This window comes from Epilithonimonas bovis DSM 19482 (assembly GCF_900108115.1).
Taxonomy (GTDB): Bacteria; Bacteroidota; Bacteroidia; order Flavobacteriales; family Weeksellaceae; genus Epilithonimonas; species Epilithonimonas bovis.
Map to the genome: position 1 here is coordinate 20,941 of NZ_FTPU01000033.1, position 13,272 is coordinate 34,212.

Below are 13,272 nucleotides of genomic sequence, written 5' to 3' on the forward strand. Positions count from 1 at the left end.
GGGACATTTTATTTTAAAATTTAAGCGTTTTGTTTTTCACCACTAATATTTTACAAAGCAGCATTTTTATTTGAGTCCGAAAAAAAATTATAGTATTTTTGTAAAAAATGTAAAAATGCTCGTAATTGGAATTGCCGGTGGAACAGGTTCCGGAAAAACCACGGTGGTCAACAAGATTCTTCAACAACTTAATGCAGAAGGCGTTAACGTCCTTTCTCAGGACAATTATTACCACGATAACCAGAATCTGACACTCTCAGAGAGAGAAATTCTCAATTATGACCATCCCAAATCCATCGATTTTGAACTGCTGCTGGAACATGTGAAGGCACTCAAAAACGAGGAAAGTATAGAGCAGCCGATCTATTCCTTTGTTACCCATTCCAGGACTGGCGACCACGTAATTGTAGAGCCCAAAAATGTACTGATTGTAGAAGGGATTTTGGTTTTGACCAACAAAGAATTGCTAAAGGAATTTGACCTCAAAGTCTTTGTTCATGCAGATTCTGACGAAAGGCTTATCAGAAGGATCCGTAGAGATACACAGGAGCGTGGCCGCGATTTGCAGGAGGTGTTGCACCGTTACCAGACCACGCTGAAGCCTATGCATCAGGAGTTTATAGAACCGTCGAAAAATGAGGCAGATCTAATTGTACCTAACATGAGGCAAAATTCTGTGGCCATCGATTTTCTGACAACTGTCATCAACAACTCACTCAAAAAAGTGTATTAATCTAATGATTATGGCAGCTGTTTCCGTCTTCCGTTCCCAATCTTTTTTGCCACCAGCATTGGCCACAGGAAAAAAGGATTTCCGCTCAAGCCGGGCTGCGAGCCATTCTCCGGAGAAAAGCGCTTAGGATCATGAAATCGCCAGGATTGGGAAGCGCAAACAATGAAGATGCAGCCATAACATTTGGCAAATAACAAATAATAAAATCTACATATGAAAGAACTTATCAAAGACATCAGGAAAAAGTCGCCCACGCTCAAGTTTTTTCAGACTTATGTTTTTAATAAATATGTGTTGACGTTAGCCGGCTTTCTCGTCTGGATGATTTTTTTTGACAGTACATCGTTTCTCGTTATCAATGAGCTGAATGGCGAAATAGGACGATACGAAAATCAACTCGATTTTTATAAAACCGAATACGAGAAAAATGACAAGTTCTATCGCAAACTGATGAACAACAAGCAGGAGAAAGAAAAATATGCCCGCGAGAACTACTTTATGAAAAAGCCAAATGAAGAAATTTTTATCCTGGTAGTAGACAGCTCAAAAATTGCAAAAAAATAATACAATGGAGAACAAAAAAAATCATTTTTCCGATTGGGAACAGCTTGTCAAAAAGCAGTTAAAAACTGAAAATATTTACGAAGTTCTCCGAAAAAATAATCTGGAAGGTGTTGAGGTACAACCTTATTACCAAAGCACGAATGAGTATAAACCCCTTCCAAAAGCAGAGGAAAGCACACATCTGGTCGCCGAGTATCAGGAAAGCGTTGCAGATCAGGCTTTCGCGGTCCTTCTAAACCAAAATGTTGAACATCTTCAGGAAAAGGCCATTTTTATTAATAATCCGGATTTGGCAGAACATATCGTAACCGACGAGACCAACCGTTATTTCTCTTTAATCGATGTTTTTTCTGATGACCAGTCCGCTGTCATTGATGAACATTTAGCTGGTGAATTACTGTCTAAAACCTTCGAGAAGCAGATTTGCATAGACGTAAGTCTGCATCAGAATGCGGGCGCTTCTGTCATCCAGCAGTTGGCTTTTGCACTGGGCAAAACACAGGAATTGACAGAGAAATATGGATCAGGAATTCTTACCAAACTAATTTACAGATTTGCTGTTGGTGCCAATTATTTCATGGAAATAGCTAAGATCCGTGCTTTTAAATATTTGTTTAATCAATATGCAAAAGAATTTGACCAGGACCTGATTCCTTACATTTTTGCAGAAACTTCGTTAAGAAATAAGGCAAAATATGATCAGGAAAATAATCTTATCCGCTCTACATTAGAATTGGCATCTGCGATGATTGCAGGTGCTGATGCTGTTTTCTGTAATAATTATAAAATAGAAAATCCATCAGAACTGTCCAGTGAGATTTCCTTTAAACAACAGATTGTTTTGGCCTATGAGAGTATCATCAATGTTTTTGAAGATGCAACTTCCGGAAGTTATTATGTAGAAGACATCACACGCCAGTTTGCTGAAAAAGCCTGGAAGTTATTTCTAAAGATTGAGGAAGATGGTGGTTATCTGGAGCTTTTGAAATCTGGCAAAATCCAAAAAATGATCTATGAACAGGCTGTAAAAGAGCAGCAATGGGTAGAAGAAGGTAAAATCAAGGTGATCGGGGTGAATCTTTATCCAAAGCTGGATGTCAAAAAATCTGTTTCTGACCTTTACAATATCAAAGAAATCAAAAAAGTCCGCTGGGCAGAAATGTTTGAGTGATGAGAGAACAATTGATTGATCTGTTAGAATATAATGCACAATGTAATCAATTAGTGATTGATGCTTATTTTGAGAACAAATCTGCAGTTGATGAAAAAACAGTTATGCTTCTCAATCATATTCTTAACGCTCAGCAGGTTTGGAATGCGCGGATTCTTAAAGAACCATTATTCGAGATTTGGCAAATCAATCCGGAAGAGGAACTTTCAGGAATTAATCAATCTAATTTTGAAAAAAGCAACAAAATTTTGAGGGAAAGAAATCTTGATGAGATTATTATTTACAGAAACTCAAAAAATAAACAATTTTCTAATGCAGTCCATGAGATTTTTTTTCATTTCGTTAATCATTCCACTTATCACAGAGGCCAGATAGCACTGCTTATGAAACAATGTAGACTGCAACCTATCAATACGGATTATATCTTCTACAAGAGAAATTAGAGCATCGTAATTTTTTCGGTTTGGTAAAAAACAGTTCATAATTCGTAACTCATAAGTAATTCACTATCTTTGCAAAAATTTTAGAAAATGAGCAGAGACGGAAATCAATCAGGAAGAAATAAAAAACCTAGAAGTTTTGGCGCAGGCAAACCTTCTGAAAATTCCCGTGGCTCAGGCGAAAGAAGTGGTAAATCTGCCGGTGGCAAGTCTTTTGGGAACTCCAAAGGCCCTAAAACAACCCGAGGCGGAGACAGGAATTTTGACAGCCGCGACAAGTATGAGAACGGTGAAAGAAAATTCGGTCCCAAAAAGCCTTTTAGAAGAACTGAACGTGATGAAGATAAAACCAAGTCTTTTATCCAAAAAAGACGATTCGATAAAATAAGCAAAAGCATCCCTAAGGAAACGATCAGGCTTAATAAATATATAGCCAATTCTGGTATTTGCAGCAGAAGAGAGGCTGATGAATTGATTACCCAGGGCTTGGTCGAGGTTAATGGTAAAGTGGTTACAGAGATGGGATATCAGGTGCAGAAAACCGACAGAGTAGTTTTTGACGGCCAAAACATTACACCAGAGAAACCGGTCTATGTTCTCCTGAACAAACCCAAAGGCTACATCTCTACAACCAAAGACGAAAAAGCAAGAAAGACTGTAATGGATCTTACGGCCAATGCTTCACCATACAGGATTTTCCCTGTTGGCAGGCTGGACAGGCAAACAACCGGCGTCATTTTGCTGACCAATGACGGGCATCTTACCAAAAAATTGACGCATCCTTCCTTTAATATGAGGAAAATCTATCATGTAACACTTGACAGAAAATTGTCCATAGAAGATCTCAAGGCTATTGGTGATGGTATCCGTCTGGAAGAAGGCGTTGCTGAAGTAGACAGTATCTCTTTTATAGAAGGGCAACCAAAAAACCAGGTTGGGATAGAGATCCATATCGGGTGGAACAGGGTTATCCGCAGGATTTTCCAAAAACTTGGTTATGAGGTAGAAGCGCTGGATCGTGTAATGTTTGCGGGTCTTACCAAGAAGAATATCAAACGCGGGCACTGGCGGATCCTTACAGACATGGAAGTCAACACGCTTAAAATGTTATAAACATAAAAAAGACTGAATTTTCAGTCTTTTTATTTTATATACCCTTGATATTGCGGTTGAGATAGTTTGAATAATCAGTTATCTCTGCCGGATACTCTGTTGACATAAACGGAGAACTCAGGATAAAATCTGCAGTGGAGGAATTGTTGGCAATGGGCACATTCCATACGACACAGAGTCTTAGGAATGCCTTGACATCGCTGTCGTGTGGCTGAGCTTCCATAGGATCCCAAAAGAAAATGACGATATCAATCTCATGTGTCGCAATGAGGGCACCCAACTGCTGATCACCACCCAATGGCCCACTCAGTACACGGATAACTTCTACATTCAGTTCCTGTTCTATTAGCTTTCCTGTAGTCCCTGTAGCTATCAAACGATGTTGGGAAAGGATTTCTTTATGTTTTTTTACCCAGATGATTAATTCATCTTTTTTATGATCATGAGCAACCAGTGCAATTGTTTTTTGTGGGCTGATTATTCTTGTTTTCATTTTAATTTTTTGTAAAAATAAAAAACAGCAGCTATAAAAGCTACTGTTTTTTCTGTTGAGTCATTATCCTTTCAGGAAATCCAATAAGATTTGGTTGACCTCTTCCGCATGGGTTACATTAAGTCCGTGTGGTGCGCCAGCTATGACGTGGTATTGGCTGTTGGCTATTCCTTTTGCGGCCTGGTCGCCAGCTGTTGCAATAGGAACTATTTTATCAGCATCACCATGGATAATGAGTGTAGGAACTGTTACATTTTTGAGCTCAGGACGGAAATCTGTATTCGCCCAGCTTTCCGCACATTTTATAGTGGCGATAGGAGAGGCCTGCGAAGCAATGCTCCAGTCAAAGTCCAGCTGTTTTTGGCTTACCGATTGTGATAATAATCCGTAGTTATAGAAGTTTTTGTGAAAACCTTCCAAAAACGTAACTCTGTCTTTTTTCAAATTGTCAAGAATGTCGGCCAAATCTTCTTCGGGAACGCCATCTGGATTGTCTTCTTTCTGTTTTACCAGTGGTATGATTGAAGCGATAAGCGCTACTTTGGCAACATTATCAGAACCGTAATTGGTCAGGAACCGGACCACTTCTCCGCCACCCATAGAGAAACCAACCAATATAACATTCTGTAGATCAAGTTCTCCTATAAGGTCGAGAAGATCTTCGGCAAGGCCATTATAGCAATAACCATCCAGGGTAGGGAATGATTTCCCAAATCCTTTTCTGTCGTAAGTGATAACACGGTAGCCAGCGTCCAATAATGCAGGTACCTGCAATTCCCACGATTTGCTGCTAAGTGGCCATCCATGGATCAGAATAACAGGCTGTCCCTGTCCGAAATCTTCATAATAGATACTTTTATTTTTATCTACCGGTTTTGTGATGTAAGGCATAATTTATTTTTTTAATATTAATATTTTTTAATTTTTACCAAACATCAGACCACAAAAAAAGCTTTCTCATATTAAGAAAGCCTTTTAATAATTAATTAACATTTCACCGGTTATTTCACTTCATCGTAGTACAATAGCCGGTCATTTTTATCAAAACTGATAATATTAATTTCTCTGTTTTTAGCATTATCATTATTAAAAAACAGGACTCTTGGCGGCAGGTTGGATTCTGATGTCAAATTGGGGTTCCAGTATAAAAGTTCGCGCGTGTCATTTTTTACTCTTTTGTAAGCATCGCTGGTGATGTCAGGCTGTTCAAATTCGGCAGGAACATCATAACCCCTTAGTACCGCTTTGTTATTGATTTCTTTCTTATCATCTTTTTGATCGGCCAACATATTGCCACGTTTGGTATAGATGGCAATCGCGTTAGAAACAAGCCCGCCGTCCTTCAGCACCTTAACCATGGCAATATTGCTTACAGGAAGGGAGTTGATCATGCTGGCATCTACAGGAACCTCATCTAGGAAAAGTGATGCCTGAGAACCCCGTATACTCGGTACATAATTCCCGGTATTGTCCATCTGGAAAGTGACGCCGGCAACTCGGCCCTGTAACCATTGCATAATATTTAAGGAAGATTGCGCATCCTGATTTTCATTAACGAGATCAAAAATGGTGGCGTTCATACTGCTGAATCTGCCACTTGATAATTCTTTGTCCAGTTCCGCTTTTTTGTCCACCTTTTTTGCAGTGATCTGAACTTCTTTAATCAGTGTTTCATCGTTGGCTGCTTTTAGTATTTGCTGATTTTTCCTGTTCTGAAGTGCTTTTGCAACTTCAGGATTGGAGGCTGCATTTTTCACATTTTCAGTTAGGTGGTACGCAGTTGCCGGTAAATTGCCTTTAAGAGGCGTATTACTTGTTAATGGCTGAAAGTTGATATTGAGATTGTCGGATTCTGCAGTTTTGTCCTTATCCTGGTTGAGATAATAGGATACCGTCAGCGGACCTTCGAAATAAACATTATTAAGATAGATATAGCCGCTGTCATCAGTCACCGACTGCGATAATCCTTTATCTGTATCGCCCGCACGGAAAAGCAGATTGATATTTTTATTGGGCAAAATCCGGCCATTGTTGGTCACTTTTCCTTTAAAAGACAAATTAGGTCCTGGCCTGTATCTGATGTCAGGTTTTTTTTCAGCAAGAATATCGTTCCAGTTAAATCGTTTCCAATTTTCTGAAATTAGCAGCGCATCCAATGCATCAGTATTTGCATTTTTTGAGAAGTACTGCGCCGGCGCAACAACCGGTGTTGTAAAATCCCCTGTGAACCAAAGCGCGCTTAGGATATTTTCAGCAGTATTGTTTTCCGGTTTCTCTCTTACAAGAACTGTATAATGCGAGTAATCTGCATCAGGCTCTATCTCAAAACTGTTGAAGGCTCTGGCATCGTTATTAAGCGTTGTTGTTACAAAAGTTGGCTCAGCAATATTAAGATTTTTTGGTTTGATAAAACACAGGCGTTTGGCAACAACTTCCTGTTTATCATCAAAGATCACCAACTGTAAAACGGCATTATTATCATCACTTACTTTGGTAGGGATTTTACTGTTGACCTCATTAGTAGGGTTCTTGATATTAGCTCTGTAAACCATTTGATTATTAATGGTTCCTACTATGCTGTAGCCTTTCAGGCCATCAGTTATGTTACTGGTTTTGATAGAATAATTAATACCCTCATTGGTACTATTCACCTGCAGATTAAGCCCGGAGCTGCTAACAGCAGGCAGAGACAAAGTTTGTTTTTGTCCTTTGCTGTCTTCAATAACAACTTTATAGGTTTTACCCGCTTTTGGTGTTATTGCAAAACTGCTTACATTCTGGTCATAAGCCTTAAAAGTGGCCAACTTTTCTGTTGGTTTGGTAGCATCAGTCACGTAGCCGCTCCATCCGGAAACGGGTTGTCCCTGCGAAAATAGCCTTACCACTACTTTTGTATTGATGTTTTCTACAAATGTGCCGCTCTCCGGGAATAGGGCTGCATCCCATTTTTCATTATGGTCTGAGACCAACTTTTGTTCTGAAGAAGGATTATAAATCGGAATGGCTTTTATAAAATTAAATTCTTCCGGGAAATTGTTCATCCAGGCCGTATAGGCACGCAAAAAATAAACATCTTCCTTAAGGGCATCTGTCAGGTTAAAGCTGCCGTTGCCTTCGCCATTCTGTAGGGGAATGGTTCTCTTATCTACCAGATTCTTATTGTGATCATAAAGCTCAACAAATAAAGTATTGGAGATCGACGAGCGCCTGTATCCGTCAAATACATAAGTTTTGAAGAAAAGATTATCGCCTGTAACGTAGCTGTTTTTGTCCAGCATAACGTAGACTTTTTCCTGTGCATAATTCTGCTCAAGATTCTCGATGGCTTTACCGATTTTGTCCTGAGCTTTGAACTGTAAAATCCCGACTGCATACATAAAAAAAATAAAAATTTTTCTCATACCAAAAAGCTTCATAAAGTGTTGATTTTAATTTCTATGCAAATTAATTAAACAAAAGAAAACCCTCAACATTTGCTGAGGGTTTTATATAATTTTTAACAAGGCTATGTTTAGATGCCGTCAACAATCTGATTAAGCGTTGCGGAAGGACGCATTGCTTTATCCGTTTTCTCATAATCAGGTCTGTAATATCCATCAATATCCTGTGGCTTGCCTTGTGCCCCAATCAGCTCATCATTGATTTTGCTTTCGTTTTCGGTCAAGGCTTTTGCGACAGGTGCAAATTTTGCAGCGATATCAGCATCTTTGGTTTGGTTAGCCAATGCTTCTGCCCAATAAGTTGCCAGGTAAAAATGAGAACCTCTGTTGTCAATCGTTCCTAATTTTCTTCCTGGGGATTTGTCTGTTGCCAAAAATTTAGCGTTAGCTTCGTCCAGAGCATCAGCCAAAATCTGTGCCTTTGTATTGTTCTGAGTCTGTGCCAGATGTTCTAAGGAGGCCTGTAGTGCCAGAAACTCACCAAGAGAGTCCCATCTCAGGTAACCTTCTTCTATAAATTGCTCGATATGTTTTGGTGCTGAACCTCCGGCTCCGGTTTCAAAAAGTCCGCCACCGTTCATCAATGGGACTATAGATAACATTTTTGCTGAAGTCCCCAATTCCAGGATAGGGAAAAGGTCTGTCAAATAATCCCTCAAAACGTTTCCTGAAACAGAGATGGTGTCTTTTCCTTCTCTGGCTCTTTCCAAAGTTACGGTCATGGCATCTTTTACATCAAGGATTTTGATGTCAAGTCCTGTTGTGTCGTGATCAGCCAGGTATTTTTCAACTTTCTTGATCATTTCCCTGTCGTGTGCTCTGTCTTTATCCAACCAGAAAATGGCTGGCGTATCAGACAATCTTGCTCTGTTGACTGCCAATTTTACCCAATCCTGGATTGCTGCATCCTTGGTTTGACACATCCTGAATATATCTGATTTCTCAACTTTTTGTTCAAGAAGGGTATGGCCGTTTTCATCCAGAACTTTAATAGTTCCGTCAGCTTCTGCCTGGAAGGTTTTGTCGTGGGAACCATATTCTTCAGCTTTCTGAGCCATTAGGCCTACGTTGGGAACTGTGCCCATTGTGGCAGGATCCAGCGCGCCGTGTTTCTTCATATCGTCAATGGCAGCCTGGTAAAATCCTGCATAAGAACGGTCTGGGATTACAGCAAGCGTATCTTCTTCTTTACCTTCTTTATTCCACATTTTACCGCCATTTCTAATGAGTGCAGCCATAGACGCATCTACGATAATGTCAGACGGCACATGGAAATTGGTAATACCTTTATCAGAATTCACCATTGCTACTTTTGGCCCTTCTGCAAGCGCTTTATCTATATCAGCTTTGATCTCCGCTTCTTTCGGTGTTCCGGCGATTTTATCATAAAGATTCTGTAATCCGTTATTGGGATTGATGTCTAATTCTTTGAAAGTATCTTTATATTTATCAAAAACATCTTTGAAAAAAGTCTCAACAATAGCTCCGAAGATCACCGGATCAGAAACCTTCATCATCGTTGCCTTTAGGTGTGCGGAAAGAAGAACTCCTCTTTGTTTTGCTTCTTCAATCGCTTGTTGAACAAATGTTTTAAGCGCATTAAGATTCATTACAGAAGAATCAATGACTTCGCCGGCTTTTAGCGGTGCAAAATCCTTCAGTACTTTTTCTGAACCGTCATTCCCAAAAAATACGATCCTGTACTTGGAATCGTGATCTAGTGTAGTGGATGTTTCTGTTCCGTAGAAATCACCGCTTTGCATGTGTGCTACATCGGTTTTGCTGTCAGATGCCCAGACGCCCATTTTGTGTGGATTAGCTTTAGCATAGTTTTTAACCGCTTTTGGTGCACGTCTGTCTGAGTTTCCTTCTCTAAGGACAGGATTTACGGCAGATCCAAGCACTTTAGCATATTTAGCCTTGATGGCTTTTTCCTCTTCATTTTTTGGTTCGGCAGGATAGTTAGGCACTGCAAAACCTTTGGATTGTAATTCTGCGATAGCCTCATCTAGCTGAGGCGCAGAAGCTGATATATTGGGTAATTTAATAATGTTTGCTTCCGGCGTGGTTGCCAGTTCGCCTAACTCTGCCAAAGCATCTGCAATTTTTTGATCATCTTTCAAAAATTCGGGGAAATTAGCCAGGATCCTCCCGGAAAGTGAAATGTCTTTTGGAACGATATTAACGTCTGCAACTGATGTAAAAGCCTTTACAATAGGCAAGAAAGAATGCGTTGCAAGCATGGGCGCTTCATCTGTAAGCGTGTAGATGATTTTTGATTTTTCTGACATTATATTGATTTGTTTTGATTCTAATTTTTTCAAGGCACACAAATTTAGTGATTTTTGTTCTATTCAGACAGTGATTTATAACATATCAGGTTAAATCTGTATTAAAATCTGCAATATTTTTTGATTAAAAAGAATTGGAAGATTAACTTTGGGAAAAATATTTTTACAATGTCACAAATCACATTTAAAGGCAATCCCATCCATACGGTAGGAACTTTGCCGGAAGTAGGAACCACTGCACAGGAGTTTACACTGGTTGCGGCCGATCTTTCAGAAAAACATCTGGCAGATTTTACAGGGAAAAGAGTTTTGTTAAACATCTTCCCAAGTATTGATACCGGCGTTTGTGCAGCATCGGCAAGGGAATTTAACAAAGATGCCAGTTCCTTGGAAAATACTGTAGTTATCAATGTATCAAGAGATTTACCTTTTGCACTTAACAGATTCTGTGCTGCCGAAGGCCTTAAGAATGTTGAAGTTTTATCAGACTTCCGTGGAAATTTTGGCGAAGATTATGGCGTTACACTGGAAGATTCTCCACTAAAGGGGCTTTTGAGCAGAGCTGTTGTTATTCTTGATGAAAAAGGAAAAGTGATCTACACCGAGCAAGTCCCGGAAATAGGGCAGGAACCTAATTACGAAGCTGCTGTTAATGCGCTCAAATAGTTCTCTGAACTCAATTTACTCTTAAAGCGGGAAATCTTACTGTTAGATTTCCCGCTTTTCAGTCTATATTACTACAGGTTTTAATTGGCTTTTGGTAAAGGAACATTCATACCTAGTTTTACGATATTGAGCGTTACCGAAGTTTTGAATTGTTTCACATTTTTATTACTGAAGAAGATTCTACGCGTCAATGCTTCATATTCCTGCATAGATGAAACCAGAATGATCAGAATAAAATCCGAATCGCCGGTTACATAATAACATTGTTGGACTTCCGGCGTGTTGGTAAAAATAGATTTGGCTTCGTCAATCAGGTTAATTTTTTCATTTTCGAGTTCTACTTCCACGATCAGTGTAATTGGCTGTCCAATTTTTTCGCGATCCAGGATAATCGTATCTTTTTGGATAAGTTCCGCTTTTCGCATCCTTTTGATTCTTCTCTGGACTGCGGCTGCGGACAGTCCGATTTTTTCACCAATATCCCTCTGCGGAAGAAGGTTGTCTTCCTGCAGTATGCTCAATATTTTTATATCAAAGTGATCTAGATTGTCCATAAATTGGTCTTTGAACGCAAAAAAATTGCATTTAACTACCCAAATTTAGTGAAAACACACACACATTAATTGAGATATTTTTGCATTAAAATTAATGCATATGAAAAAGGATCAGTTGGTAAAAGGCTTTTTTCTGGCAATATATACATTACAGCCTATGAAGTTGTTGGAGAAGTATTCTTCTTCGGTTATTATCGGCTGGGGAATGTTGATCGGCGGAATTGGCTTCTCATTTATAAAATCTCCTTTTGCAGTAGAAGGTATTTGGGATTATAGCACTTATCTTTATACATTCATCATCATTATTTTCGGAACCCTGATTGCGTTTTATGCTTACCTGTCAGCGGCTAAAATTATTGGTGGACAAAAGACAAGCTTGCTGGCATCTGTGGAACCATTATCCGCGGCATTGCTCGGTATTTTTTGGCTGAATATTTCTTTTTCGCCACTAGACTGGCTGGGGAGCCTCCTGATTGTTTCTACAATTGTGTTATTGAGTTTAAAAAAAAATGCAGTATAATTTATACCGCATTTTTTTTAATTTTTAAGGTTTAATAATATCCTTATTCTGTTCCTGCTTTTGCATTTTTTTATAAATCATCTTAGACATTATCACGCTAATCTCATAAAGCACAACCAGTGGTAATGCAGCCGCCATCATACTCAGGACATCGGCAGGTGTTATAATAGCTGCGACCACCATGATCAATACAATAGCGTGCCTTCTGTAAGTCTTGAGAAACTTAGGCGTCAAGATACCAATGGATGTTAAAATGTAAACTGCTATAGGAAAGAGGAACACAACACCCATACCCATGGTTACCTGTAAAAATAAAGTAGTGTAGTCCGACAGGTCAAAAAGCTGTACAATATTATTGGATACTTTGAACAGGAGCCCAAAATTAATTGCAAAAGGTAAAATTAAAAAATAGCCGCACAATACACCACACATAAACAACATCCAGATGGAATTGATATAAAATACCGAATGTTTTCTCTCCTTAGGCAACAATGCCGGACTGATGAACCTCCAGATTTCCCAGACAATATAAGGGAATGCCAGGACCAAACCTGAGAAAAGCGAAACAGCCATCATTACATTGAACTGTTGGAAAAGTTGTTTTTGCTGCACGCTAAACTGAGCCGGCAAAATAAAACTGTCTCTTCCGGTCAGTTCCCGGGAAAAATGATTAACAACTCTAAAGGTTAAAAAATCATTTCTCGTTGGTCCGAAAAAAATATGGTCCATCACCCAGTTGATATTAAAACCTACAATAATGGCCAGCAAAACAATAGCCAGTATAGATCTTACAAGGTGAGACCTCAATTCCCCAATATGCCCAAGGAAGGACATCTCTTTCTCTTCGCTCATAAATTGATTATAGAAAATCAGTCCACGAAATTAAGAAATTTTATTTGTTATACAGCAGTTTAGGTTTGGAGTGTAATTAAGGGCTTATTTTTGATAAATCACAGCTTTTGTTAATTTTTTTTATGTATATCCGTTTTTAATCATACTGCTGTAATATTAGCAATAATGAGCCTTTCGAATAGTTTGTCTCCGAAATATCTTCGATTTAGTTTGTAAATAAATTCGTTGAGATACAATTGAAGATATTTTCTTTTGATTTTATGATAATTTCCCAATAGATTTCTTTTAGCATTGCTGATGGTGATGTGAACCCATTTTAAGGTTTCGTTGGTAGTTTCTTTATCAGATTTTTCGGTGATATGAAGTTCAACAAAATCTGAAATATCAACGTATGATGTGCTTTTATCCGTGAAAACAATGCTTTGATTATCAATC

Annotated in this window: 14 protein-coding genes; 7 read left to right on the forward strand and 7 right to left on the reverse strand. The window is 38.9% G+C overall.

From position 1 onward, the window contains the following. Nucleotides 1-115: 115 nt before the first annotated feature. From udk to B0B05_RS12605, 5 genes are all read left to right on the forward strand, one after another. The gene (udk, locus tag B0B05_RS12580) at nucleotides 116-733 is read left to right on the forward strand and encodes a uridine kinase (RefSeq protein WP_076783993.1); all 618 of its coding nucleotides are present in this window, start codon (nucleotides 116-118) and stop codon (nucleotides 731-733) included. Between the two features lie 213 nt (nucleotides 734-946). Continuing rightward, nucleotides 947-1,297 carry an FtsB family cell division protein gene (locus B0B05_RS12590; protein WP_076783985.1) on the forward strand — a complete coding sequence of 117 codons (351 nt, stop codon included), beginning with the start codon at nucleotides 947-949 and terminating at the stop codon, nucleotides 1,295-1,297. 4 nt (nucleotides 1,298-1,301) lie between these two features. Then, a complete protein-coding gene (locus B0B05_RS12595) occupies nucleotides 1,302-2,468 on the forward strand; it encodes a methylmalonyl-CoA mutase family protein (protein WP_076783994.1) in 1,167 nt (388 codons plus the stop codon). Next, a complete protein-coding gene (locus B0B05_RS12600) occupies nucleotides 2,468-2,911 on the forward strand; it encodes a DinB family protein (protein WP_076783986.1) in 444 nt (147 codons plus the stop codon). The genes B0B05_RS12595 and B0B05_RS12600 overlap by 1 nt, the downstream gene beginning before the upstream one ends. Before the next feature lie 87 nt (nucleotides 2,912-2,998). Next, nucleotides 2,999-4,021 carry a pseudouridine synthase gene (locus tag B0B05_RS12605; RefSeq protein ID WP_076783987.1) on the forward strand — a complete coding sequence of 341 codons (1,023 nt, stop codon included), beginning with the start codon at nucleotides 2,999-3,001 and terminating at the stop codon, nucleotides 4,019-4,021. A gap of 34 nt (nucleotides 4,022-4,055) precedes the next feature. On the opposite strand, the gene B0B05_RS12610 is transcribed toward B0B05_RS12605, so the two are convergent. The 4 genes from B0B05_RS12610 to B0B05_RS12625 all read right to left on the reverse strand — a co-directional run bounded on the left by B0B05_RS12610 (nucleotide 4,056) and on the right by B0B05_RS12625 (nucleotide 10,245). Continuing rightward, nucleotides 4,056-4,514, reverse strand: coding sequence for a methylglyoxal synthase (locus B0B05_RS12610; protein ID WP_076783988.1), 459 nt, complete (start codon nucleotides 4,512-4,514; stop codon nucleotides 4,056-4,058). Nucleotides 4,515-4,577: 63 nt separating this feature from the next. Continuing rightward, entirely contained in the window at nucleotides 4,578-5,405 is an 828-nt protein-coding gene (locus B0B05_RS12615; RefSeq protein ID WP_076783989.1) for an alpha/beta fold hydrolase, read from the reverse strand. Between the two features lie 110 nt (nucleotides 5,406-5,515). Continuing rightward, nucleotides 5,516-7,930, reverse strand: coding sequence for a SusC/RagA family TonB-linked outer membrane protein (locus tag B0B05_RS12620; protein WP_245799327.1), 2,415 nt, complete (start codon nucleotides 7,928-7,930; stop codon nucleotides 5,516-5,518). Nucleotides 7,931-8,025: 95 nt separating this feature from the next. Beyond that, on the reverse strand, nucleotides 8,026-10,245 hold the full coding sequence (locus B0B05_RS12625) for an NADP-dependent isocitrate dehydrogenase (RefSeq protein WP_076783996.1): 2,220 nt from the start codon (nucleotides 10,243-10,245) through the stop codon (nucleotides 8,026-8,028). A 168-nt stretch (nucleotides 10,246-10,413) separates the two neighbouring features. Between B0B05_RS12625 and tpx the strand changes: the two genes are divergently transcribed. Beyond that, the gene (tpx, locus tag B0B05_RS12630; RefSeq protein WP_076783997.1) at nucleotides 10,414-10,911 is read left to right on the forward strand and encodes a thiol peroxidase; all 498 of its coding nucleotides are present in this window, start codon (nucleotides 10,414-10,416) and stop codon (nucleotides 10,909-10,911) included. A gap of 80 nt (nucleotides 10,912-10,991) precedes the next feature. Here the strand turns inward: tpx and B0B05_RS12635 are convergent, their stop codons facing one another. Continuing rightward, nucleotides 10,992-11,465 (reverse strand): Lrp/AsnC family transcriptional regulator, encoded by a 474-nt coding sequence (locus tag B0B05_RS12635; protein ID WP_076783990.1) that lies wholly within the window; start codon nucleotides 11,463-11,465, stop codon nucleotides 10,992-10,994. A gap of 100 nt (nucleotides 11,466-11,565) precedes the next feature. Between B0B05_RS12635 and B0B05_RS12640 the strand changes: the two genes are divergently transcribed. Then, entirely contained in the window at nucleotides 11,566-11,985 is a 420-nt protein-coding gene (locus tag B0B05_RS12640; RefSeq protein WP_076783991.1) for a DMT family transporter, read from the forward strand. 24 nt (nucleotides 11,986-12,009) lie between these two features. Here the strand turns inward: B0B05_RS12640 and tatC are convergent, their stop codons facing one another. Together tatC and B0B05_RS12650 are read right to left on the reverse strand one after the other, a co-directional pair. After that, nucleotides 12,010-12,837: a twin-arginine translocase subunit TatC gene (tatC, locus tag B0B05_RS12645; RefSeq protein WP_076783992.1), complete on the reverse strand. Its 828-nt coding sequence runs from the start codon at nucleotides 12,835-12,837 to the stop codon at nucleotides 12,010-12,012. 140 nt (nucleotides 12,838-12,977) lie between these two features. Next, nucleotides 12,978-13,272, reverse strand: a 295-nt coding sequence (locus B0B05_RS12650) for a transposase (protein WP_143746021.1), incomplete at its 5' end; no start/stop codon positions are given.